The sequence below is a fragment of the Thioclava kandeliae genome (assembly GCF_040297545.1).
Lineage (GTDB): Bacteria > Pseudomonadota > Alphaproteobacteria > Rhodobacterales > Rhodobacteraceae > Thioclava > Thioclava kandeliae.
Genome location: NZ_JAYWLC010000001.1, coordinates 444302 through 468930 on the forward strand (window position 1 = coordinate 444302; position 24629 = coordinate 468930).

At 63.7% G+C, this 24629-nt stretch carries 19 protein-coding genes; all 19 read right to left on the bottom strand.

The features are described from left to right. Positions 1 to 291 precede the first annotated feature (291 nt). The 19 genes from VSX56_RS02120 to VSX56_RS02210 all read right to left on the bottom strand — a co-directional run bounded on the left by VSX56_RS02120 (position 292) and on the right by VSX56_RS02210 (position 24628). Positions 292 to 699, bottom strand: coding sequence for a YybH family protein (locus VSX56_RS02120; protein WP_339112121.1), 408 nt, complete (start codon positions 697 to 699; stop codon positions 292 to 294). Further along, positions 696 to 2096: an FAD-binding oxidoreductase gene (locus VSX56_RS02125; protein WP_350934497.1), complete on the bottom strand. Its 1401-nt coding sequence runs from the start codon at positions 2094 to 2096 to the stop codon at positions 696 to 698. Before VSX56_RS02125 ends, VSX56_RS02120 begins: the two co-directional genes overlap by 4 nt. A 113-nt stretch (positions 2097 to 2209) precedes the next feature. Further along, positions 2210 to 3859: a DNA repair protein RecN gene (gene recN, locus VSX56_RS02130; RefSeq protein WP_339112119.1), complete on the bottom strand. Its 1650-nt coding sequence runs from the start codon at positions 3857 to 3859 to the stop codon at positions 2210 to 2212. 36 nt (positions 3860 to 3895) lie between these two features. After that, entirely contained in the window at positions 3896 to 4750 is an 855-nt protein-coding gene (locus VSX56_RS02135) for an outer membrane protein assembly factor BamD (protein WP_406870666.1), read from the bottom strand. A 236-nt stretch (positions 4751 to 4986) separates the two neighbouring features. Then, positions 4987 to 5904, bottom strand: a complete 918-nt coding sequence (lpxC, locus tag VSX56_RS02140; RefSeq protein ID WP_350934499.1) for a UDP-3-O-acyl-N-acetylglucosamine deacetylase — start codon at positions 5902 to 5904, stop codon at positions 4987 to 4989. 282 nt (positions 5905 to 6186) lie between these two features. Continuing rightward, positions 6187 to 8013 (bottom strand): cell division protein FtsZ, encoded by a 1827-nt coding sequence (gene ftsZ / locus VSX56_RS02145; protein ID WP_350934501.1) that lies wholly within the window; start codon positions 8011 to 8013, stop codon positions 6187 to 6189. Positions 8014 to 8272: 259 nt separating this feature from the next. Next, positions 8273 to 9607, bottom strand: a complete 1335-nt coding sequence (gene ftsA, locus VSX56_RS02150) for a cell division protein FtsA (RefSeq protein WP_339112116.1) — start codon at positions 9605 to 9607, stop codon at positions 8273 to 8275. 24 nt (positions 9608 to 9631) lie between these two features. Further along, positions 9632 to 10588: a cell division protein FtsQ/DivIB gene (locus VSX56_RS02155; RefSeq protein WP_339112115.1), complete on the bottom strand. Its 957-nt coding sequence runs from the start codon at positions 10586 to 10588 to the stop codon at positions 9632 to 9634. Continuing rightward, positions 10576 to 11499: a D-alanine--D-alanine ligase gene (locus VSX56_RS02160; RefSeq protein WP_339114482.1), complete on the bottom strand. Its 924-nt coding sequence runs from the start codon at positions 11497 to 11499 to the stop codon at positions 10576 to 10578. The genes VSX56_RS02155 and VSX56_RS02160 overlap by 13 nt, the downstream gene beginning before the upstream one ends. 84 nt (positions 11500 to 11583) lie before the next feature. After that, the gene (gene murB / locus VSX56_RS02165) at positions 11584 to 12507 is read right to left on the bottom strand and encodes a UDP-N-acetylmuramate dehydrogenase (RefSeq protein WP_434096002.1); all 924 of its coding nucleotides are present in this window, start codon (positions 12505 to 12507) and stop codon (positions 11584 to 11586) included. Positions 12508 to 12587: 80 nt separating this feature from the next. Next, the gene (locus VSX56_RS02170) at positions 12588 to 12854 is read right to left on the bottom strand and encodes a DUF2484 family protein (RefSeq protein ID WP_339112113.1); all 267 of its coding nucleotides are present in this window, start codon (positions 12852 to 12854) and stop codon (positions 12588 to 12590) included. A 247-nt stretch (positions 12855 to 13101) separates the two neighbouring features. Further along, the gene (gene murC / locus VSX56_RS02175) at positions 13102 to 14532 is read right to left on the bottom strand and encodes a UDP-N-acetylmuramate--L-alanine ligase (protein ID WP_350934507.1); all 1431 of its coding nucleotides are present in this window, start codon (positions 14530 to 14532) and stop codon (positions 13102 to 13104) included. Further along, positions 14529 to 15632: a UDP-N-acetylglucosamine--N-acetylmuramyl-(pentapeptide) pyrophosphoryl-undecaprenol N-acetylglucosamine transferase gene (locus VSX56_RS02180; RefSeq protein ID WP_350934509.1), complete on the bottom strand. Its 1104-nt coding sequence runs from the start codon at positions 15630 to 15632 to the stop codon at positions 14529 to 14531. The genes murC and VSX56_RS02180 overlap by 4 nt, the downstream gene beginning before the upstream one ends. A gap of 11 nt (positions 15633 to 15643) precedes the next feature. After that, a complete protein-coding gene (ftsW, locus tag VSX56_RS02185; RefSeq protein ID WP_350934511.1) occupies positions 15644 to 16813 on the bottom strand; it encodes a putative lipid II flippase FtsW in 1170 nt (389 codons plus the stop codon). A gap of 247 nt (positions 16814 to 17060) precedes the next feature. Further along, a complete protein-coding gene (murD, locus tag VSX56_RS02190) occupies positions 17061 to 18461 on the bottom strand; it encodes a UDP-N-acetylmuramoyl-L-alanine--D-glutamate ligase (RefSeq protein WP_350934513.1) in 1401 nt (466 codons plus the stop codon). Positions 18462 to 18608: 147 nt separating this feature from the next. Then, a complete protein-coding gene (mraY, locus tag VSX56_RS02195) occupies positions 18609 to 19691 on the bottom strand; it encodes a phospho-N-acetylmuramoyl-pentapeptide-transferase (RefSeq protein ID WP_339112108.1) in 1083 nt (360 codons plus the stop codon). Between the two features lie 13 nt (positions 19692 to 19704). Next, positions 19705 to 21135 carry a UDP-N-acetylmuramoyl-tripeptide--D-alanyl-D-alanine ligase gene (locus tag VSX56_RS02200; RefSeq protein ID WP_434095997.1) on the bottom strand — a complete coding sequence of 477 codons (1431 nt, stop codon included), beginning with the start codon at positions 21133 to 21135 and terminating at the stop codon, positions 19705 to 19707. Continuing rightward, the gene (locus tag VSX56_RS02205) at positions 21135 to 22625 is read right to left on the bottom strand and encodes a UDP-N-acetylmuramoyl-L-alanyl-D-glutamate--2,6-diaminopimelate ligase (RefSeq protein WP_350934515.1); all 1491 of its coding nucleotides are present in this window, start codon (positions 22623 to 22625) and stop codon (positions 21135 to 21137) included. The genes VSX56_RS02200 and VSX56_RS02205 overlap by 1 nt, the downstream gene beginning before the upstream one ends. A 197-nt stretch (positions 22626 to 22822) precedes the next feature. Then, positions 22823 to 24628: a peptidoglycan D,D-transpeptidase FtsI family protein gene (locus VSX56_RS02210; protein WP_339112106.1), complete on the bottom strand. Its 1806-nt coding sequence runs from the start codon at positions 24626 to 24628 to the stop codon at positions 22823 to 22825. Position 24629 lies beyond the last annotated feature (1 nt).

The following is a 24629-nucleotide window of genomic DNA, read 5'->3' on the forward strand; positions in this document are numbered from 1 at the left end:
ACAAGCCTCTGCCTCTAATTCAACCCTCTGCCACGAAATAAGGCAAAATAGCTGATTTCCCTGACCATATCGAAAACCGGCTGGCCAGAATGCGGCAACTTTAGCGAAGCAAACGACCAATTCGGTGATTTTACCCCGCCCATTCAAAAAGCAGTTTTAAAAGTTCCAATATATTGAGCATGAAAAACGGGGCAGTTTCCTGCCCCGTTTGCGCCCGATCCGCGCGGATCGATCCGATTTTCAGGCGGGCTTTCCTATAGATTCGGCACCCGTCCTGCACGCTCCGGGCGATCAGCTCTCCACGACGAACTGTCCCGACACGATCAGCCAGCCATTTCCGGCCCGCGCCATGACCGAGATGAAGACCGCACCCACGCGCCCCGCATCGGAGCCATCGGCATTGACGATGCCCGACAGCACGAAGCGCTGCTGCACGATCACCACATCGCGCCCGACGGCACGGAACCGCACCTTTCCGGTGACGAGACGCGCGCGGGCAAAGGCCCCGGCCATCTCGCCTGCCAGAAGCTCGGCAATTTGCTGGCGGCCGTCGACGGCCTCCCCCGTCAACCCCAGAAAATCGGCATCCTCGGTGAAGAAGGAGGCCAGCAAGCGGGCATCCTTCGAGCTCCACGCGCGGGTGAAGGCACGCGGCAGATCTTCGGGGCTCGAAAACGGAACCTCGATGGTCGATATCATTCAGCGGCCTCCCTGACGGCATTCGACTGATCCGGCACAATCTTGCCGGGATTGAGAATATTCAACGGATCGAGCGCCTTTTTGATTGCGCCCATCACGCCCCATGCGGCCCCGTGCTCGGCTTCCATATAGCCCAGCTTGCCGATACCGATACCATGTTCGCCCGTCACCGTGCCGCCCATCGCCAGCGCCCGTTCGGACATCCTGGCGGCAACCGCCTTGGCGCGTTTAAACTCGTCCTTGTCATTTCGATCCAGAAGAAGGACGGAATGGAAGTTGCCATCGCCCACATGCCCCAGAATAGGCCCGACAAGGCCCGCTGCGTCAATATCCTTGCGGGTATCTTCCACCGCCTCGGCCAGACGGGAGATCGGCACCACGATATCGGTGACCAGCCCCATACAGCCCGGACGATAGGCGATACAGGCCGGATAGGCCCCATGGCGCATGCGCCACAGACGTGTACGGTCCTCGGTGGTGGTGGCCCAGTCGAAATTGGCCCCGCCCATCTCGCTCACGACCTCACCGAAGCGTTCGGACTGCTCGGCCACCATCGCCTCGGAGCCGTGGAACTCGATCATCAGATGTGGCTTCTCGGGGAGGTCGGTGCCGTTCATCTTGTTGAAGATCTGCGCCGTCATCGCATCGACGAACTCGATCCGTGCCATGCGGATGCCCATCTGAATCACCATCTGCACGGTTTCCACCGCCGCATGCAGGCTATCAAAGGCACAGACCGCCGAAGACACCGCCTCGGGCTGGCCATGCAGCTTCAGGGTCAACTCGGTGATGATCCCGAGCGTCCCCTCCGAGCCCAGCATCAGCGCCGTCAGATCGTAACCGGCCGAGGATTTGCGCGCCCGCGAGCCGGTGCGGCTAACGGTGCCATCGGCCAGAACGACCTCGAGCGCCATCACATTATCCTTCATCGTGCCATAGCCCACGGTCGTGGTGCCCGAAGCCCGCGTCGAGGCCATGCCCCCCAAGGAAGCATTCGCGCCCGGATCAACGGGGAAAAACAGCCCCGTGGCGCGCAGCTCGGTATTGAGCACCTCGCGCGTCATGCCCGGCTGGACACGCACCTGCATATCGTCCTGATAGAGTTCCACCAGCTTGTCCATCCGGCTCATGTCGAGGCACAGCCCGCCATGGATCGCCAGCGCATGCCCCTCAAGCGATGTGCCCGTGCCCCATGCCACGACCGGCATCTTATGGGCGGTGCAGATCTTCATGATTTGGGACACCTCGGCGGTATTGGCCGGGTATGCCACCGCATCGGGAGGTGTCGGCGCAAACCATGTCTCGCTCTGGCCATGCAGATCGCGATCCGCCTGCGTGAGGTTAAGCCTGTCCCCCAGAAGGGTTTTCAATGCCTCAAGGGCTGCGTCATGTGCCATTATAGAACTCCGGTCTTTGGCCGTAGTTCTAGGCTTCTGCACGAGCGGAGAAAAGCCCTACGGGCCATATTCTGCGCGCGCCGAGGGTGTGCGGATGCGCGCTTAGGCGGGGATCAGCCGCCCAGAAGCTCGGCAGCTGCGGCGCGGGCAGCCTCGGTCACCTCGGCCCCCGCGATCATCCGCGCGATCTCGTCGCGGCGCTCTGTCTCGTCGAGGGGCACCACCTCCGAAAGGGTCATGCCGTTTTCCACACGTTTCTGCACGCGGAAATGCTGCGCCCCACGCGCGGCCACCTGCGGCGAGTGCGTGACCACCAGAACCTGTGCCTCTTCGGCGACCCGTGCCAGACGGCGCCCCACCGCATCGGCGGTCGCCCCACCCACACCACGGTCGATCTCGTCGAAGATCAGCACCAGCGCATCCGCCCCTTTCGAGAGCACCACCTTCAGCGCCAGAAGGAACCGCGACAGCTCGCCCCCCGAGGCGATCTTGTTCAGCGGGCCCGCAGGTGCGCCCGGATTGGTGGCAACCGTAAAGGCCACATTATCCGACCCTTCGGCAGAGGGATCACCGGCGGAGACGCGGGTCTCGAACACCGCGCGCTCCATCTTCAGCGGCGCCAGCTCGGCGGCCATCGCCTGATCGAGCCGCGTCGCGGCCTTGCGCCGCGCAAGTCCCAAACGGTCGGCCACCTCGCGATAGGCCAGATCGGCCTTGGTCACCGCCGATTCCAGATCGCGGATCCGGCCTTCGCCGGCATCCAGCGCCTCGAGACGGGCGCGCAGGGACACCGCGAAATCGCCCAGATCATCGGGCTGCACGCCATGTTTGCGCGCCAAAGCACGGATCGCGAAGAGCCGCTCCTCGGTGGCCTCCAGCGCGTAAGGGTCGAAGCTCAGCGCATCGAGCGCCTCTTCCACGCCCTGCGTCGCCTCCCCCAGCTCGATCAGCGCGCGTTCGAGCACCGACATCGGCTGGTCGAGCCGACCCTCGGCGCGGTCGGCGGCGCCCTGCAGCCAGCGGTCCGCCTCGCGCATCAGCCCCTCGGCCCCCTCGGGGCCAAGCGCCTGCAAGGCACGCGCCACATCCGAGCGGATCTTCTCGGCCTGCTGCATCACGCGGCGCTCGGTATCGAGGGTGGCTTCCTCGCCCTGTTCGGGGTTCAGCTTGTCGAGTTCGGCCACCGAATGGCGCAGGAATTCCTCCTCAGCCTGCACCTCGGCCAGTGCCGCCTGTGCCGCCGCCAGCGCCTTGCGTGCCGACGCACGGGATTTCCACGCCGCATTCACCTCGGCCAGAAGCGCGCCGTTCTCGGCAAAGGCATCGAGCATCGCACGATGGCCCTTCTCATTGAGAAGGCCGCCATCATCCTGCTGGCCGTGGAGTTCCACCAGCGAGGCCGACAGGCGCCGCAGCACATCGCCGGTCACGCGGCGGTCATTGACATAGGCGGTCTTGCGGCCATCGGCGCGGTTCACGCGGCGCAGGATCAGGCTCTCATCCACCGGCAGATCCGCCTCGCGCAGGATATCGCGCACCGGATGGCCCTCGGGCAGCCCGAATTCGGCGGTCACCTCGCCCTGCTCGGCGCCTTTGCGCACCAGCTCGGCCCGGCCCCGCCAGCCGAGCACGAAACCCAGACAGTCGAGCAGGATGGATTTCCCCGCCCCCGTCTCGCCGGTCAAAACATTGAGCCCCGCACTGAAGTCAAGCTCGGTGCGTTCCACGATCAGAATGTCGCGAATCTCAAGGCTGCGCAGCATGGGCGGTCCTGCAATAGGGCCAGGGTCGGGAAGCGGTTACATCCACTTCCCTTGGATCACCTGGCGATAGATTGTCGATAGCCAGTTATCACCCTTGCTCTCCGGTTCAAGCCCCTTGGCACGCAGGAGCTTGTAGGCATCGTCATAGAAGGGCGACGACTGGAAGTTATGGCCGAGAATCGCGGCTGCGGTCTGTGCCTCGTCAGTCAGGCCGAGCGCCAGATAGGCTTCGACCAGACGCTCCAGCGCCTCGGGCGTATGGGTCGTGGTCTGGAACTGCTCGACCACCACACGGAAGCGGTTGATCGCGGCGGTATAATTGCCGTGCTTCAGATAATAGCGCCCGATCTCCATCTCCTTGGCGGCGAGGTGATCGAAGGCGAGGTCGAATTTCAGCATGGCCGAGCGCGCGTAATCGCTGTCGGGATATTGCTCGATGACCTCGCGCAGCGCCTGCAGCGCCTGATAGGTCAGGCCCTGATCGCGACCGACCTCGTCGATCTGGTCGTAATAGCTGAGGGCCAGAAGATATTTGGCATAGGGCGCATCCTCGGAGCCCGGATAGGTATCGAGGTAACGCTGCGCGGTGGAGCGCGCCTCCTCGTAATTCTTCGCACGGTGCTGGGCATAGGCCTGCATGATCACCGAACGCTGCGCCCATTCGGAATAGGGATAGAGGCGTTCGACCTCCTGGAAATAATGGAGCGCATCGGTGGGGCGGCGCGGATTGCCAACCTCCAGCTGGTATTCGCCGCGCTCATAGATCTGTTGCGCGGTGAAATTGTCGAGAGGCATGTCCTTGGGATCATCGGATTTACCCGAACAGGCGGCGAGCGTCGCCACCAGCAAAAGACATCCGACCCGTGTAGCCGCTGATTTGCCGTGCATCATGCCCTGCCCTTTGTTCTTGCCCGCGCCCCGATGGGCGGGATCTCTTACAGTCCTGCCCGAGGCAGTTACGTCCAACACCGCTTAACACAGATAAATCGGCTGCGCAAAACGCCTTTCGTCTCCTCTTCCTATCGTCAACATCTTGAGAAGCCAAGTATCCCTGTGACAAATGGGAAAGCCCCCGCGCGGGGGACCGCGCAGGGGCTTCACAATCTCTGGAGCAGTTCGCCTGGCGCTTATTGCGCCGCGAAAAGTTGAGGCACACAGACACCCGCCCCGGGGGTCGTATGGGCCGCATCGGAATCAAGCACGACCCACTCATAGGCGGCAGGATTGGCAAAGACCGCGCGCAGCAGACTGTTGGTCATTGCATGGCCGGAGCGGTTGCCGACATAGCGGCCAAGGATCGGACCACCCGCCAGAAGCAGATCGCCGAGCGCGTCCAGCATCTTGTGCCGCACGGCCTCGTCCTTATGGCGCAGACCGCCGGGGCTGAGCACTTTGTCGCCATCGATCACAACGGCGTTTTCATAGGTGCCGCCAAGGGCCAGACCGTTCTTCTGCATCATCTCCACATCGGCGCGGCGGCAGAAGGTGCGGCTGTCCATAAGTTCGCGCACGAAGGCGCCATTGGACATGCCGAGGCGCTTGCGCTGCTGACCAATCGCACGGTCGGTGAAATCGATCGAGAAATCGATCTCGAGCGCGTGATTGGGATCGAGGCGCGCCCATGCCGCACCGTCGCGCACCTCGACGGGGCGCAGGATACGGAGCGCGCGCAGCTGACCACCGACCTCGACAAGACCCGCGGCGAGGATCTTTTCGACAAAAGGTGCCGAGGAGCCATCGAGGATCGGGACTTCCGGCCCGTCGATCTCGATAAGCGCGTTATGCACACCACAACCGGCAAGAGCGGCCATGATATGTTCGATCGTCGAGACGGTGATCCCGTCTTCATTTTCGATCAGGGTGCAGAGACGAGCATTGGTCACCTTATTCCACAGCGCGGGGATCAGGCCATTGCCCGCCACATCCACACGGTTGAACACGATGCCATGATCGGCAGGCGCAGGCAGAAGACGCATGCGCACAGGCTGGCCTTTGTGAAGGCCGACACCGTCGAAGCTCACGGGTTTTGCAAGGCTTGTCTGCACGATCAATTCCTTTCTCTTCTTGGCGACGAACGGTTGAAAGCTGTCCCTCGTTCCGCCGCATCTTCAGTTAAGAAAAACCCGTGACTTTCTCAACTCACTCTTTGCAACAGAATGAAACATTAACCACACGCCGTGGCGGAACCCTGCCTGCGACAGACCAAGCTGATGATTACAATAGAAAAAAGGGTCAGGCAAACCTGACCCTTTTTAGATATTTTGTGATCGGAATTTTTCAGTATTTCAGGCGCAACAGGCCATTCTCACCGAAATCTTTCAAACCGATCAGTTTGCCTGACGGCGCAGGAAGGCGGGAATCTCGATGCGGTCCTGTTCGTTGGACTGCTCGTCATCATAGTCTTCGGTGCGGGCCTGCGGCTGTTGCTGGGGTGCCGGAGCGGCAGCGCGGGGCTGCTGCTGGCGGACCGGCTGCTGTGCGGGCTGTTGCTGGGGCGCCTCATGGCCGTGACCGGTCATGCGGTTTATCAGCGAGTTGATCCCGAAACGCGGCTTCTCGGCCTGCGGCTGGGGCGCGCGCTCTGCGGCCATGTTCGGGCGACCCTGCGGTGCGGCTCCCTGACCCGGCTGGCGATTGACCGCGGCCTGCAGGCGGGCAAGGGCCTCGGGCGAGGGCTGGCCGGCCTGACGCGGACGCGGTGCAACATATTCAGCAGCCTCTTCGGCGGCTTCGTTGAACTGCGGCTGCGCTTGACGGGGCTGCTGGTAATGCGGCTGCTGCGCTTGCGGCTGGTCCTCGGCATATTGCACGCGGGGCTGCTGGGCGCGGTATTGCGGCTGCTGGGGCGCCTCGTATTGCGGCTGTGCGGGAGCCGCCTGACGGGGCTGCTCGTAGCGCGGCTGCTCATGGCGCGGCGCCTCATACTGGCGCTCGGGCTGCTGCGGAGCCGACTGGCGCATCTCGGCCTGTGCCGGGCGGTGATCGGCGGCGCGATGCTGCGGTGCCTGATAGCCACGCGACTGGTGGACCGGCTGGGCCGAGGTCACCGAAACCTGCGGCTGGCGCGGGGCCGGTGCGGGATCCTGCATATGCGGCGCAGCGGCGCGCGCCTCCTCTGCCGCTTCCTGCGGGTTGCGCAGCGGCTCTGCCAGAGTGCGGCGCGGCACCGGAACTTCTGCCGGAGCGGCCAGCGCGTCGATACCGGTTGCGACGACCGACACACGCATCATGCCATCCATATCGGGATCGAGGGTCGAACCGACGATGATATTCGCATCCGGATCAACTTCCTCGCGGATACGGTTTGCCGCTTCGTCGAGTTCGAACAGCGTCAGGTCGTAGCCGCCGGTGATGTTGATCAGCACACCCTTCGCGCCCTTGAGCGAGATCTCGTCGAGGAGCGGGTTGGCGATGGCCTTCTCGGCGGCCTGGATCGCACGATCCTCGCCCGAGGCTTCGCCGGTGCCCATCATCGCTTTGCCCATCTCGTCCATCACGGCGCGAACATCGGCGAAGTCGAGGTTGATCAGGCCCGGACGGACCATAAGATCGGTCACACCCTTCACGCCCTGATAGAGCACATCATCGGCCATCTCGAAGGCTTCGGTGAAGGTGGTCTTCTCGTTGGCCAGGCGGAACAGATTCTGGTTGGGGATGATGATCAGCGTATCGACCACCTTCTGCAACGCTTCGAGACCTTCCTCGGCCTGACGCATGCGCTTGGTGCCCTCGAACTGGAACGGCTTGGTCACGACGCCTACGGTCAGCACACCCAGCTCGCGCGCGGCTTGCGCGATGATCGGCGCCGCGCCGGTGCCGGTGCCGCCGCCCATACCAGCGGTGATGAAGCACATATGCGCACCTGCAAGATGGTCGACAATCTCCTCGATCGTCTCCTCTGCTGCAGCCGCACCGACAGACGGACGCGCACCCGCACCCAGACCCTCGGTCGCCTTGATCCCCATCTGGATCCGCGCCTGGCTCTTGGACTGCTGGAGCGCCTGCGCGTCGGTGTTCGCGACCACGAACTCAACACCCTCGAGCTGCTGCTCGATCATGTTGTTGACGGCATTGCCCCCAGCGCCACCAACGCCGAAGACGGTAATCCGCGGCTTCAGATCCTGTTGATCGGTCATCATGAGGTTCAAGGTCATAGAGGTCCGCCTGTTTTTGTGATGAATGGCCCTGTCCCGGCCGTTTGAATAATTACCGCTAATTTACCAGAAATCGGCGCGCCGTCACGCGAAAAACATAGTTAAAACACAAAATCTAGCCAAGTTAACGCCATACTCAGCGGTATTTCGCGCAATTCCCAGCATCTTGTGGACGCTACGAAATCACCCCCGAAAACCATGGTTTTCGACGCCATATCCGCTACGTTAACTTTAACTTCGCATCCCAAGCCGCTGGCGCTTACCAGTTATCCTTGAACCAGCGGAAGGCACGCCGCAGACTGCGCCCGCCCATCCGGTCGACGGGGATCTCGAAATCCCACCACTCATCCTGTGGATTGGTCGCATGCAGAGCGAGGCCGACAATTGCGCTAAAACCCGCCGACGTGGCCTGCTGTGGCAGGCCCTGCACGCGCAAAGGCCGCCCGAGACGCACGCTATGGCCAAGGATTCGCGCGGCCATGCCGTCGATACCGGGCAGCTGGCTCGTGCCGCCCGTCAGCACGATCTGCTGGCTCGGCATATGCGAGAAGCCCGCCACATCCAGTCGCGCCTTGATCTCCTCGAAGATCTCCTCGACACGCGGACGGATGATCCCGATCAGTTCCGCACGCGTGGCGGTGCGGCTGTCTTTTTCCCAATCCCCGGAATTGGCCGCCAGCTCGATCATCTCGCGGTCATCCATCGAGGTCGCGTGAACCCCGCCATGCACCGTCTTGAGACGTTCGGCCAACTGTCCCGAAACCTGCAGCCCCGCCGAGATATCGGAGGTGATGTGATCGCCCCCCATCCGCACCGCATCGGCATAAATCATATGTTTCTTCATAAAGATCGACAGCCCCGACGCGCCGCCGCCCAGATCGATACAGGCCGCGCCCAGCTCCTGCTCGTCCTCCACCAGCGAGGCAACGCCCGACACATAGGCCGAGCTGGCCACCCCCGCTAGTTCCAGATCGCAGCGCCGGATCGCGTTCACGAGGTTCTGGAGCACGAACCCATCCACCGTCAGCAGATGCATATCGGTGGCCAGCTTGCGCCCTGCATGGCCGCGCGGGTCCGACAGGCCCGAGCGGTGGTCGAGCGCGAAATTTACCGGCTGGGCATGCAGCACCTCGCGCCCCGCCCCGAAATCGGGCACATCACACGCGGCCAGCACGCGGCCCACATCCTGCCCTGTCACCTGATCTCCGGCAATCTCGACCTGCCCCGTCAGACCGTAGCTGCGCGGCTCGCCGCCGGCGAAACAGGCAATCACATGATCGACACGGATCGCGGCCTTCTTCTGCGCGGCCTGCACCACCGTGCGGATCGCACGCTCGGTCTGTGCCATCGTATCGATCTCGCCAAAGCGCACCCCGCGCGACCGTGTCGTAGCGGCCCCGATCACCTTGAAGGAGGACTGACCCGCAAGCGGCGCCGCCCCCTCGACCTGCTCCAGCCCGTTCGTGCTCTCGACCTTCAGCACCAGACAGACGATCTTCGAGGTGCCGATATCCAACAGCGCCACGACACCGCGCTGCATCGCGGCCTTGCGCATACTGCGCATCGCTCTCTGGGCTTGGTAGAATTCGGGCATACGTCAGGTCTCGGTCTTATGGGCTCAGTAGTTATGAGCGATAGCGCGATAGCTTTCCATCGCGTGGGGCGTCAGGCGGATCGTCGGACGACCCTTGTCACGGAGGTCGATCACCGTAAAGTCACGCGCAAGCACATCTTCGGCGGTATTCATCGCCAGAAGGCGCTCGACGGCGGCCACGGGCTGCTCCTGCGGCAACATCACGCGCCGGTCATTCTCGAGCGCGATGTCCCAGCGACGCTGCCCCACACGGATCAGCCCGCGCGCCTTGGGCAACAGCGGGCCCATCGCCTTCAGGATTGAAAGCGCCTCGGGCACTGCCTTGTTGGCCCCGCGGCCGGCGATCAGCGGCAGATCGGAGCGCGCGGAACGGTCCAGAAGCGTCGCCACCCGATGGCCGGTCGCATCGAGCATCTCCAGCCCGCTCGCCGTCCGCCACAGCATGACCGGATTGCGCTCGGTCACGACCACATCCAGCACACCGCCGGATTTGATGCTGATCGAGGCATCAGCCACCGCGTCGAGCCGCATGATCGTGTCGCGATACTGGCCCAGATCGATCTTGAAGGACGAGACCGGAAGCCCCGTGGGCAGCATCGTATAAACCGCTTGCTCGACCTCGGGGCTCGCGCCCTCGACCTTCAGCGAATTGACCATGAATTGCGGACGGTTCTGGATCGAGGTCTTGATGTCATCGAAGGCCTGCAGCATATCCGCCCGCCGCCCCGCATCGCCGAAATAGATCCCGAGCCCCAGCACCACGATAAAGGTGGGCACCCCGATCCGCGTCAGCGACCGCACGATGGGCGTCAGCCACAGCCGGTGCAGCCGGAAAGCGAGCCGCGAGGGCGCGGGGTCCTTGCGGCGCGAGGACCGGCGGACATAGAGCTGGCCCTGCTGGGCGCGCGCTACACCTCCAACAGCATGGGTGCCAGCCCATTTCCCTTCCTCGGGAAGGCGCGATGCCTTCATCTTCCGCATGAGGCATCCTCCACGATCCAGCGGCAGAGCGCAGGGAAATCGATCCCCGCCTCCAGCGCCTGCTCGGGCACGAGCGAGGTCGGCGTCATACCGGGCTGGTTATTGGTCTCCAGCAGGAACAGTCCCGCAAGCCCACGGCTGTCATCCCAGCGGAAATCGGTGCGCGAGATGCCCCGGCAGCCAAGCGCCACATGCGCACGCAGCGCATAGTCCTGACAGGCTCTCGCGATCTCCTCGGGGATCTCGGCGGGGCAGATATGGCGCGATCCGCCGGTCGAATATTTCGCGTGATAGTCATACCAGCCGGTGGTGACGATCTCGGTCACGCAAAAGGCGCGATCCTCCATCACGGCACAGGTCAGCTCGCGCCCGGGAACATAGGTCTCGACCATCACGCTCTCGGGCATATCATCCGACAGCTGCGGCGGGCTGTTGGCCGCCTCGTTGACGATATAGACGCCGACCGAGGAGCCCTCGTTATTGGGTTTGACCACATAGGGGGGCGGCAGGAAATGGCGGCTGCGCACCTCGTCGCGCGGCGCGATCACGCTCTCGACTACCGGCAGACCTGCCTGACGGTAGGCAGTCTTGGACCGGTCCTTGTCCATCGACATGGCCGAAGCCAGCACGCCCGAATGGGTATAGGGGATACGCAGCCATTCCAGCATGCCCTGCACACAGCCATCCTCGCCCCAACGGCCATGCAGCGCGTTGAAGACGACATCCGGCTTGATCTCGGTGAGACGCTGCGCCAGATCGGGGCCCGCATCGACCTCGATCACCTCATATCCCGCAGCCCGCAAGGCGATAGCGCATTCACGCCCGGACGAAAGCGACACATCGCGTTCCGCCGATGCCCCTCCCATCAATACCGCCACAAGCTGGGTCGTCCTGCTCGACTTACCCGCCATCATTTGCCTCGTCGGGGTTTTCCCCGTTTATGTATTTTGGTTAAGCCCGCCGGTCACTGCCAGAAGACGGTCCTTTGGCGGACCTTATCTCTCTCCGACGCGCATGATTTCCCATTGTAGCTCAATTCCGCTATTGAGCAAAACTTTTTTGCGGACTTCCTCTCCCAGCCCCTCCAGATCGGCGGCCGTTGCCCCTCCCGCATTGATCAGGAAGTTGGAATGCATCTCCGACATCTGCGCCCCGCCCAGACGCGCGCCGCGCATTCCGGCATCGTCGATCACCTTCCATGCCTTAAGGTCATGCACGTCATCGGCGCGCCCGGTCGAGCTGAAACCGGCCGGATTGCGGAAGGTCGAGCCCGCGCTACGCTCTTTTGTTGGCTGGGAGGCATCGCGTTTGGCCAACTGGTCCGCCATCCGCGTCTCCAGTTCCACCGGATCGCCCGACGCGGCCTCGAACACGGCATGGGTGATAACCCAGCCTTCGGGCAGATCGCTCTGGCGATATGCCAGACCGAGATCTGTCGCCTTGATCGTGCGGACCGCGCCCGTCCGCGTCACCACGCAGATTTCCACGAGGTGATCGGCCACATAGGTGCCATAGCAGCCCGCATTCATCCGCACGGCACCGCCAACCGAACCCGGGATCGTGCGCAGGAAGGTCAGATCCAGCCCCTCGGCGGCCGCCTTGCGCGCCACATGCGCATCGAGCGCCGCAGCCCCTGCCGTCACCCTGTTGCCCTCGAATGTAATGGCGTTGAAACCCCGACCCAGCCGGATGACCACCGCGCGCAAGCCGCCATCACGCACGATGAGGTTGGAGCCCACCCCCATCGGGAAAACGGCGATATCCTCGGGAAGCCCCGCGAGAAACGCCGCCAGATCCTGTGCATCGGCGGGCTGGAAGAACCAGTCCGCGGGGCCGCCCACACGCAGCCATGTCAGATCGGACAAAGCACGCCCTGCGCTAAGTGCGCCGCGCGGCTGATAGGTGGAAGGAGAAAGCATATCGGTCATAGAGGCTTCCTAGCGAAGCCACCCGAGCACAGCAAGGGCCAAGACAGGCTGCAGCAGGCGCACAAGGGCGATCAGGCGTCCTGACGCTCGTCGCGCAGGCGTCCATCGGCATGAAGACGCTGGATCAGCCGCCGCAACGGCCAGCGCAGCACCGACATCCCCGCCGCCAGCACCACCAGCCCCCAGATCGGCCCCTGCTGATAGGTAACCCCGCCCAGAATGGGAACGCCGGTCGCAATCAACGCCCATGCCGCCATCCAGTGCCAGCGCTGCGGCCCCATCGCCGCGACAGAGGCCAGGACCACCCAAAGGCAGGCAAGACTAAGGGAAAGCGACATGCGCATGGCTCCTCTGCCCATCACACGGGCGGTTCGAAAGAAATGGCCGGCCCGCGAGGGGACCGGCCCAGTCCGATGCCGCTCCGGCGGACAGACCGGCATCGTCCGGAGACAGAGAACGTCTCTGCCATCCAACGGACAAGCCACACAAATCCGGCGGCTTGCCCTCTACTCGTTACCAGCCCACCCCCTTCACGAGGTTGGCATGACATGCGGGCGCACCGTCTGAACGGGCGCACCGATCTTCTCAGGCGCCCAGCTTGGCGGGGAGCCCGTTGGCCCATGTCGAGATCGTGCCCGCGCCCAGACAGACAACGATATCGCCCGGACGGGCCTGTTCGCGCACAAGCCGCGCCAGATCGTCCTCCGACAGGATGGCGCGGGCATGGCGGTGGCCGTGCTGGATCAGACCGGCCACCAGATCCTCGCGGGTCGCGCCCTCGATCGGGTCCTCACCTGCCGAATAGACCTCGGCGATGGCGACCACATCGGCCTCGTTGAAACAGGTGCAGAAATCATCGAAGAGCGAATGCAGGCGCGAATAACGGTGCGGCTGGTGCACGGCGATCACCCGCGCGCCAGGCGAGCCCGAGACCGCCTGACGCGCGGCCTTCAGAACGGCTGCGATTTCAACAGGATGGTGACCGTAATCGTCGATGATCGCGACCCCGCCAAGGACCTCGCCCACTTTGGTGAAGCGGCGGTTCACACCCTTGAAATTCGCCAGTGCGTCGCGGATCTCGTCACGCTTCATCCCCAGATGGCGGGCGACTGCCACAGCGGCCAGCGCGTTCGAGACGTTATGGTCACCGGGCATCGGGAGGGTGCAGCCCTCGATCAGCTTCGGGCGGCCATCCTCGTCATGTTCCTCGCCCTGAAGGGCGATGTCGAACTGTGCGATCCCCCGCTCGTAGCGCAGGTTCAGCGCGCGCACATCGGCCTGCGCGTTGAAGCCGAAGGTCGTCACGCGACGGTCGGTCAGCTTGCCGACCAGCGTCTGCACCTCGGGATGGTCGGTGCAGCACACGGCCAGACCGTAGAAGGGGATGTTCGACACGAAATCATAGAAGCCCTTGCGCAGCGCATCAAAGCTGCCCCAATGCTCCATATGCTCGGGATCGATATTGGTGACGATGGCAATCGTTGCCGGAAGGCGGTTGAACGAGCCGTCGGATTCGTCGGCCTCGACCACCATCCACTCGCCCTCGCCCGCCCGCGCATTGGAGCCATAGGCATGGATCACGCCGCCATTGATAACGGTCGGGTCGAAATTCCCCCGATCCAGCAGGGTCGCCACCATGGTCGTGGTGGTCGTCTTCCCATGTGTGCCCCCGATGGCGATATTGGAACGCAGGCGCATCAGTTCGGCCAGCATCTCGGCGCGGCGCACCACCGGTAGGCCGCGCTTGCGCGCCTCTTCCAGCTCGGGATTGCCCGGCTTGATGGCCGAGGACATCACCACAACACCCGCATTCCCGATATTCTCGGCGCGCTGGCCCTCGAAGAAGGTCGCCCCCAGCTCTTCCAGACGGTCGGTGATCTTGGAGGCTTTCGCATCCGAGCCCTGCACCGTGAACCCTTGGGTCAAGAGCACCTCGGCAATGCCGGACATCCCGATCCCGCCCATGCCGATAAAATGGATCGGCCCGAGTTCACCGGGCAGCTTCGTCGCGTTCATCGCGCGCCTCCTGTTAGTTGTTCGACCATCTCCACAAGCCGGTCGGTGGCATCGGTAATGCCGTAGCTCTGGCTTGCGCGCGCCATCTGCAGGGCACCGTCGGGATTTGCAAGCACCAGACCCACCTGCTCGGCCAGCGCCTCGGGGGTCAGGCGGCTCTCGGGGATCACGATCGCGCCACCGGTCGCGGCGAGGCCCTTGGCATTGGCGCTCTGGTGGTCCCCGGCTGCGGCCGCAAAGGGCACCAGAATCGCCGGACGCCCGACCACCGCGATATCGGCGACCGAGGAGGCCCCCGAGCGCGAGATCACCAGCTGCGCCTCGGTCAAGCGGCGCGGCACATCGTTGAAGAAGGATTGCACCTCGGCCACGATCCCCGCCTCGCTATAGGCCGCAACCACACGGTCGAGATCCTCGGGACGGGCCTGATGGGCCACACGCAGATTGCGCCGCATCTCGGGCGACAGAAGCGCCAGCGCCGCAGGCACCACATCCGACAGGATGCGCGCGCCTTGGCTGCCGCCCATCACCAAGAGCGACATCGGGTAATCGCCCGGCACGATATAGGGTGCCCCCGCACGTTCCAGAACGGCCCCGCGCACCGGATTGCCGGTATGGACGCCGCGCACCCCTGCGGGCAGGTCGGTCGGCCATGTGCCACAGGCCACGGCCCCGACCTTGGGCGCGAATTTTCGGTTCACCTTGCCCATCACGCCATTCTGCTCGTGGATCGCGCGCGGCAGGCCCAGAAGATAGGCCGAGGCCAGCGCGGGCACCGTCGGATAGCCGCCAAAGCCCACAACGGCTGCGGGCTTGTCACGCAGGTTGCGCCCGACCGCGGAGGCAATGCCGCTCAGGATGCGCAGCGGCACCATCAGCCGCGACAGCAGCCCACCACGGGCGAAGGTCGCCGAATTCACCTGTTCGATCTGCACCACATGCGGGAAGCCCCCCGCATAGCGCGCACCCCGCGCATCGGTGGACAGTTTCACCCGCCAGCCTTTGCGCACCATTTCTTCGGCAAGCGCTTGGGCGGGAAACATATGCCCGCCCGTCCCGCCTGCCGCGATCAGAAGAAGAGGGGCTGCCTCTTGTGTCATGCCATCCCCTCTCAGCCGCGATTATGGCGTGCCAGAATATCCGAAATCTGCCCCTGCGGGCGCGAACGGGTCAGCGCGAGCAACATGCCCACCGCAATCCCCGAGGCGATCATCGACGAGCCGCCATAGCTCACGAAGGGCAGTGTCATCCCCTTGGAAGGCAGAAGCCGCACGGCCACCGCCATGTTGATGAAGGCCTGCACGCCGAAGGCAGCCGCCAGACCGCAGCCGGCAAGCCGCGTGAAAGGATCACGCTCGCGCATCAGGCGCAGCATCGAGCGCATGACCACGGTCGCATAGAGCGCGATGATGATCAGCACGAGGATCAGCCCGTATTCCTCTGCCGCGACCGCGATGATGAAATCGGTATGCGCATCGGGGAGCGACCATTTCACCGTGCCCTCGCCCACGCCCACACCGAAGAAGCCGCCCTCCTGGATGGCGTTGGTGGCATAGCCGATCTGCGTGCGCGGATCGATCTCGGGCGACAGGAAGCCGTTGATCCGGCGGGCGAAGTGATCCGAGAAGTTATAGGCCGTGACACCGCCGACAGCCGTCAGACCGCCCACCACAGCCAGAAGCGTGATCGGCGCACCAGCCACGAAATACATCACCATCCACGAGAAGAGCACGAGCGAGGCCTGACCGAAATCGGGCTGCAGTGCCAGAAGCACAACAATGATCGCCATCAGGATGAAGGAATAGAGCCGTCCCGGAGGGCCTGCGACCTCATGGGCCGCCGCCATGAACCAGCCGGCAATGATGATGAAAGCGGGTTTGAGGAATTCCGAGGGCTGGACCGAGGCAAAGCCGAAAGAAAACCAGCGGATCGCGCCTTTGCCGAAATCGGTGCCGACAAACGGAAGCGCTAGAATGGCCGCAAAACAGAGAAAGAAAGCCAGAACGCCCATACGGCGCACCTGACGCGGGCTCATCATCGAGCAGAGCAGCATCGTGATGATGCCCGACCCGCCGAAGAACGCCTGCCGTTTCACATAGTAAAACGGCTCGAGCCCGTTCTTTTCAGCCAGCGGCACGGATGCCGCGAGCCCCAAAAGCATTCCGATCCCGAACAGGATCAGCACGCAGGACAACGCCCATTTGTCAATGGTGCGCCACCAGCGTGGAAGTACAGGTTCACCGACGCGCGAAGGCGCGGTGCCGAAAACCATATCTGTCATGGGCTGTTACTGCCGTACTGCCTCGAAAAAATGCCCGTTTTCCGGGTCTGTCTCCGATGCTAACGCAATTCATACTGTATGGCTAGTTAAACTATGGCCGATTTACGGCGCATTTCGCGGGATTTCGCGGCGTCGCCAGGCGGTTCTGTGCTCTGGTGTGGCGCGCATACGCCACAACCCGCAGGTGAAGGGACAATTCTGCACCTATCGCAAAACATTCACCTTTCGCGATAGGTGAAGGCGAATCCTATTCGGGCAACTGCCCCACCAGCGCGACGAAATGCTCGCCACGTTTCTCGAAGCTGCCATACTGGTCGAAGCTCGCCGCCGCCGGCGCCAGAAGCACTGTATCTCCAGCCTCGGCATCGCGGGCACAAGCCGCCACGGCCGCCTCCATCGTCTCGCAGATCTCGTGCTCGAGACCGGTCAGTTGCAGCGCGAAGTCCCGCGCCGAATGGCCGATGAAATAGGCTTTCCTTACATGGTCCAGATCACCGGCTAGCGAGGACACGCCGCCCTCCTTGCCAAGCCCGCCCGCAATCCAGCGGATATTCTTGAACGCCTGCAGGGCCTTCGAGGCACTATCGACATTGGTCGCCTTGGAATCATTGACCCATGCCACGCCCTTCTTCTCGGCCACGCGCTGGCTGCGATGGGGCAGCCCCGCAAATGTATGGAAGGCCGCCTCGATCTCGCGCGGCGCCAGTCCGATGGCGCGCAGTGCCGCAAAGGCTGCACAGGCATTCTGGTGGTTATGCGCCCCCGGCAACCCCTTGATCTCGCGCAGATCGATGGACGCCACCTGCCGCCCCTTGCGCCATTCGCTCAGAAAGCCCTTACGCGCGAAGACCGACCAGCCCCAATCGCCCAGCTTGCGCGAGACGGCAATGCGGATCAGCCGGTCATCCTCGCGATTGGTAGCAATCTGATTGGCCAGATAGACCCCTTCCGGCTCATCGACGCCAATCACCGCACGATCCGGCCCGCCCTCGGCGAAGAGGCGGCGCTTGGCGGCAAAATACCCCCCCATCCCCGCATGGCGGTCGAGATGGTCGGGCGAGAGATTGGTGAACACCGCCACATCGGGGGTCAGCGCACGCGCCAGATCGGTCTGGTAGCTTGACAGCTCCAGCACCACCACATCGCCATCCTCGGCAGGCTCCAGATCCAGTACGCCACGTCCGATATTGCCGCCCATCTGCGCCCGCCGCCCGCAATGGGTCAGCACATGATGGATCAGCGCGGTGGTGGTGGACTTCCCGTTCGAGCCAGTAACGCAGATCGTTTTCGGCATGGTATCGAAACTGTCCCACTCCTCGCTCGCCCAGGAGCGGTAGAACAGACCGATATCGTTATCCACCGGCACACCCGCTTCCATCGCCGCGGCAATCACCGGATTGGGATGCGGATAAAGATGCGGAATGCCCGGCGAGACGACCAGCAGCGCCACATCCTCGAACGCGCCCGCCTTTGTCAGGTCACGGCAGGCATATCCCGCCTCCTCGGCCCGCGCACGTCCCTCGGGGCTGTCATCCCATGCCAGCACCTCCGCACCGCCCGCCTTCAGCGCCACGGCTGTGGCCAGCCCCGACCGCCCGAGCCCCAGAACCGCGATTTTCTGCCCTTCGACACCACGCACTGCAATCATGACAAAGCCCCTTCCGAAAAGCCGATCCCCGGCTCAGGTCTAGCGAATGCAAAAAAGGGCGACAACGCCCTTTTCCATTGTCGTCAAATATCCTCGGGGGTGAATTGGGCCGCCAGGCCCAAGAGGGGGCAGACAGCCCCCTTCCCCTCAGCGCAGCTTGAGCGTCGCCAGACCGATCAGCGCGAGGATCAGCGAGATGATCCAGAACCGGATCACGATCTGGCTCTCGGCCCAGCCCTTCTTCTCGAAATGGTGGTGAATCGGCGCCATCAGGAACACCCGCTTGCCGGTGCGCTTGAAATAGAGCACCTGAATGATCACCGACATGGCTTCCACCACGAAGAGCCCGCCCACGATCGCCAGAACGATCTCGTGCTTGGTGCAGACCGCGATCGCCCCGATCGCGCCGCCAAGCGCCAGCGAACCGGTATCGCCCATAAACACCGCCGCAGGCGGGGCGTTATACCACAGGAACCCGAGCCCCGCCCCGATCAGTGCCGCGGTGAACACAAGGATCTCGCCCGTGCCCGGCACATAATGCACATCCAGATAGGAGGTGAAATCCGCGCGCCCGACGATATAGGCAATGACACCGAGCGTGCCCGCCGCAATCATCGCAGGCATGATCGCCAGCCCGTCCAGACCGTCGGTCAGGTTCACCGCATTGGCTGCCCCCACGATCACCAGCATCGCGAAAGGCACGAATAGCACGCCCAGATTGATCAGCACATTCTTGAAGACCGGCACGGCCAGCTGCCCCGACAGATCCGCCGGATGCAACCAGGCCGCCCAGATACCGGCAATCGCCGCCAGCAACAGGCCCAACCCCATGCGCACCCGCCCGCTGACACCCGCGGTGGTCTGTTTGGAGACCTTGGCATAGTCATCGGCAAAGCCGATCAGCGCATAGCCGAAAGTCACCATCAGCACGAGCCAGACATAACCGTTATCCAGCCGCGCCCAGAGAAGCGTGGAAAACAGGATCGAGGCAAGGATCAAGAGACCGCCCATCGTGGGCGTGCCCGCCTTGGCCAGATGGCCTTCGGGGCCGTCGGAGCGGATCGGCTGGCCCTTGCCCTGCGTGCGGCGCAGGAAATCGATCAGCGTCGGCCCGAAGAGGAAGCCGAACACCAGCGCCGTAAAGAACGCAGCCCCCGCGCGGAACGTCAGGTAGCGGAAGAGGTTGAAGAAGTCGCCCCCGTCCGAAAGATGTGTCAACCAATAGAGCATTCCGTCTTTTCCTTTATACCTCGGTCGAAACCGGCTGACCAAGTTTGCGCAGCGCCTCGACGACACGACTGACTTTCGAGCCCTTGGAGCCTTTCACAAGCACGACATCGCCCGCATCGACCAGATGGCGCGCCCGCGCCACCATTTCATCCGCGCTTTCATACCATTCGCCACGCTTGGCGCGCGGCAGCGCATCGCGCAGCGCCGCCATACGGTTGCCCACCATATGTACGACATCCACATCCGCCATCGCGGGCAGGCGCGCAAGCCCCGCATGCATCGACAGCTCGTCCGCGCCCAGCTCCAGCATCTCGCCCAGAATCGCCACGCGACGGCCATGTTTCACACGGCCCACACCGTCCTGCGGCTCTTGGGCGGCCAGCATCTCGAGGGCCACGCCCATCGAGGTTGGATTGGCGTTGAACGCGTCATCGAACAGATCGATCCCCATCTCGGGGTTGAAGGCATCAAACAGCACCCGTTCACGCGCACCGCGCCCCGCAGGCGGCAACCAGCGGCCCAGATCCATCGCGATCAGCGCCTGCTCGCAACCAAGCGCGCCACAGGCCGCGATCACTCCAAGCGCGTTGGACGCAAAATGCCGTCCCGGGCTCTGGACCTTGAACAGAAGGCTCTCGCCCCGCGCCCGCGCCTCGACCACGGTGGTGTCCCCAAGGATGGACACTTTGTCCAGATGATAATCGGCCTGCGCATCCGCGCCGAAAGTAATCACCTCACCGGCCACCCTGGCCGCCTCCAGCAGGATATCCGAGACCTCGAGCCCGAGGGGCACGATACACGCCCCCCCTGTCTCCAGCCCCTCGAAGATCGTTGCTTTCTCGCGGGCGATGCCGGAGATATCGTCAAAGGCCTCCAGATGCGCCGCGGCCACCGTGGTGATCATCGCCACATGCGGGCGCGCCATCTTTGCAAGCGGCGCGATCTCGCCGGGATGGTTCATCCCGATCTCGATCACCGCGAAATCGGCATCGGCCGGCAAGCGGGCCAGCGTGATCGGCACCCCCCAATGGTTGTTGAAGGATGCCTCGGCGGCATGGGTCTTGCCCTGCCCCTTGAGCACCTCGCGCAACATCTCCTTGGTGGAGGTCTTGCCCACCGATCCGGTGACGGCGATGACCTTGGCCTTGGCACGCGCCCGCCCCGCACGACCCAGATTCTGCAGGCCTTCCAGCACATCCTCCACGATCACCAGCGGATCGGCTTCGCTACACCCGTCGGGAATGCGCGAGACAAGAGCCGCACCTGCGCCTTGATCGAGGGCCTGACGCACGAAATCATGCCCGTCACGCGCGGCCGTCAACGCCACAAACAGATCGCCCTTGGCGATCGAGCGGGTGTCGATGGAGATGCCGTCAACTTGGGCCTCGCATGTGGCACGGCCACCCGTCGCGCGGGCAATCTCGGAAGCGGTCCAGAGTGTCATCAGATTTTCCCATCCAGTGCGGCAACGGCCACAGAGGCCTGTTCGGCATCGTCAAAGGGGTAGATATCGGTGCCGATCACCTGCCCCGTCTCGTGGCCCTTGCCCGCGATCAGCAGCGCATCGCCCGGCTCGAGCCTGTTCACCGCCAAAAGGATCGCCTCGGCGCGGTCGCCCACCTCGATGGCTTGGGGGCCTGCGCCCTCCATCACGGCGGCGCGGATTTCGGCAGGGTCCTCGGTGCGCGGGTTGTCATCGGTGACAAAGACCAGATCGGCATGCTCGGTCGCGGCCTTGCCCATCAGCGGGCGCTTGGTGCGGTCACGGTCGCCGCCTGCGCCCACGATGACCACGATCTTGCCCAGCACATGCGGGCGCAGCGCCTTGAGCGCCGTGGCCACCGCATCGGGCGTATGGGCGTAATCCACAAACACGGTCGCGCCATTATCGCGCACCGCCACCTGCTGCATCCGGCCCCGCACCGTGCTCAGATGCGGCAACGCCTGCACCACCGACAGGGGATCAGCCCCGCAGCCGATGACCATCGCCGCCGCCGTCAGCACATTCATCGCCTGGAACTCGCCGATCAGCGGCAGGCGCGCCATCTGCGGCTTGCCCTCCCACGAGAAGCGGATGTCCTGACCCGACGCATCAGGGCGCTTGCCCAGAAGCCGCATCTCGCAGTCCTCGCCATGGCCCAGACGGATCACCCGCTGGCCACGACCGTTGGCGATCGCGGCCATATCGGCCCCGCGCGGGTCATCCATATTGATCACCGCCACGCCGTCATCGGGCAGCACACGCGCAAAGAGCCCCGCCTTGGCCGCGAAATATTCCTCGAATGTCGCGTGGTAATCGAGATGGTCCTGCGTGAAATTGGTGAAGGCCGCAGCTTTCAGCACCACCCCGTCGAGCCGTTTCTGCGCCAGCCCGTGCGAGGAGGCCTCCATCGCGGCATGGGTGATCCCCGCGTGCGCCATATCGCCCAGAAGCCGATGCAGGGTGATGGGTTCGGGCGTGGTGTGGTTGGAGGGCGCGCTATAGGCCCCCTCGACGCCGGTTGTGCCGATATTGGCCGCCTCATAGCCCAGAACCTGCCAGATCTGGCGGGTGAAGGTGGCCACACTCGTTTTGCCATTGGTGCCGGTGACCGCGATCATCGTTGCGGGCTGTGCCCCGAAGAACAGCGCCGCCGCATAGGCCAGCGCCTGTCGGGGGTCTTCGGCCACAACCAGCGCGGCCCCGGCCTGTGCCACGGCATCGTGGATCTGCGTGGCGCCTGCACGGTCGGTCAGGATGGCCGCAGCGCCCTTGGCAAGCGCCGTGGGCACAAATTCGGCCCCATGCACCTTGGTGCCCGGAAGGGCCGCGAACAAATGGCCTGCCTTCACCTGACGGCTATCTACCGACAGGCCCGTGATCTGGCGATCCGCACCGGAACTGGGGGTCAGACCCAATGCGTTCAGGCTCGATTGCGGCAGATCTGTCGGCATGATGATGGCTTTCTGTTTCAAATCCGGCCGCTCGGGACAAGGGCCATGATACGGTCTCGGGGACATAGCCCCGAACGTCTATCCCATTTATCGCGGGCAGGCCGAAAAGGTCAACGCATCAGCCCCGCCGCAAAGGGCCCGATCGGCAAAATCCGACCACCGGCGCCCCGCTCGCTCGCAGCGCCGCGATAGCGGGATCACTCATCCGCCACAGTCTTGTTGTTGGGGTCTTTCGCGACATTGATGCCCGCAAGCTCGTCAACAGCCGCATGCGGGCGCAGGCCCAGAAGCGGCGCCACACGGCGGATCACTTCGGCGGCGACAGGCACAGCGGTCCAGCCGGCGGTGCGGCGCGGGATCGAGCCGGAATTGTCCGAAGGCTCGTCCAGCGTCAGCACCAGCACATATTGCGGATCGGAAATCGGGAAGACACCGGCGAAGGTCGCGATGACCTTGTCATCATAATAGCCGCCCGTGGGTTTCACCTTATCGGCAGTGCCGGTTTTGCCCCCCACTTCATAGCCTTTGACATTGCCGTAAGACGCCGTGCCGCGCGTCACCACGATGCGCATCAAGGCAAGCGCCTCCTTGGCGACCTGATCGCTCATCACGCGCTCGCCATGGCCCTTGTTCACCCCAGCCAGAAGCGTGGGCTCCACACGGATGCCGTGATTGGCGATGGTGGCATAGGCGGCCGCCAGATGCAGCGGGCTTGCGGCCAGACCGTGACCATAGCCGATGGTCATGGCCGAGACATCGGTCCATTTCGGCGGCAGCTGCGGCTGGCCGGTCTCGGCCTCGATCAGCTCGACCGAGGTGGGCTTGAGGAAGCCCAGCTTGCCAAGGAACTCTTTCTGCTTTTCGGGGCCGAACATCTCGACGATATGGGCGGTGCCCACGTTCGAGCTGTGCTTGATGACATCGATCACCGACAGATGCGCGCCGTAATTGTGGAAATCACGGATCTTGAAGCGGCCGATGCGCATGGGCGACTGGCTGTCGACGATGGTGTTGGGCGTGACCAGCCCCATCTGCAGCGCCTGCGCCACGGCAAAGATCTTGAAGGTCGAGCCAAGCTCGTAAAGCCCCTGCACCGCGCGGTTGAAGAGCGGGCTGTCGGAAGCATCGCCCGTGGTCAGCGGACGCGGGCGTTTGTTCGGGTCGAAATCGGGCAGGCTCGCCATGGCAACGATCTGGCCGGTATGGGCCTGCATCAGGATCGCGGTCGCACCCTTGGCATTCATCAGCTTCATGCCGCCATCGAGGATCTCCTCGAGCGCCGACTGGATCGTGAGATCGATCGACAGTTTCAGCGGCGCGCCATTATTGGCCGGATCACGCAGCCAGCCGTCGAATTCCTTCTCGACGCCCGCCGTCCCCACGATCTCGGCCGAATTCACGCCCTCGGCGCCAAAGCGCGAGCCGCCAAGGATATGGGCTGCCACAGCCCCGTTGGGATAAAGACGCATCTCGCGCGGACCGAACAGCAGACCCGGCTCGCCGATATCATGCACGGCCTGCATCTGCTCGGGCGAGATCTTTTTCTTGATCCAGACGAATTTACGGCTGCCGGTGAAATCCTTCATCAACCGGTCATGGTCGAGATCGGGGAAGATCTTCACCAGCTTGTCGACCGTGCCCACCGGATCCACCATCATCGGCGGCTGGGCGTAAAGTGCATGGGTCACAAGATTGGTGGCCAAGACACGGCCCTCACGGTCCACGATATCGGCGCGCTGTGCATGGATACCGTTATTGATCGCGGCGCGCGGCTCCTTGGGCTCGGAGGCAGCCAGTGTGCCCATCCGAACGCCTACAACGGTAAATACGGCCACAAAGGCCAGCCCCATGACCAGAAGGCGGCCCTCGGCCCGTTTGCGCGCGCGATCACGGGTAGCCTCGGAGCGGATGCGGGTATTCTCGCGTTCGATCGCGTCGGGGTTCTCGCCACGGGTACGGGCCGGAAGGATCTTTGCCAGAGGACGAAGCGGAATACGGATCATC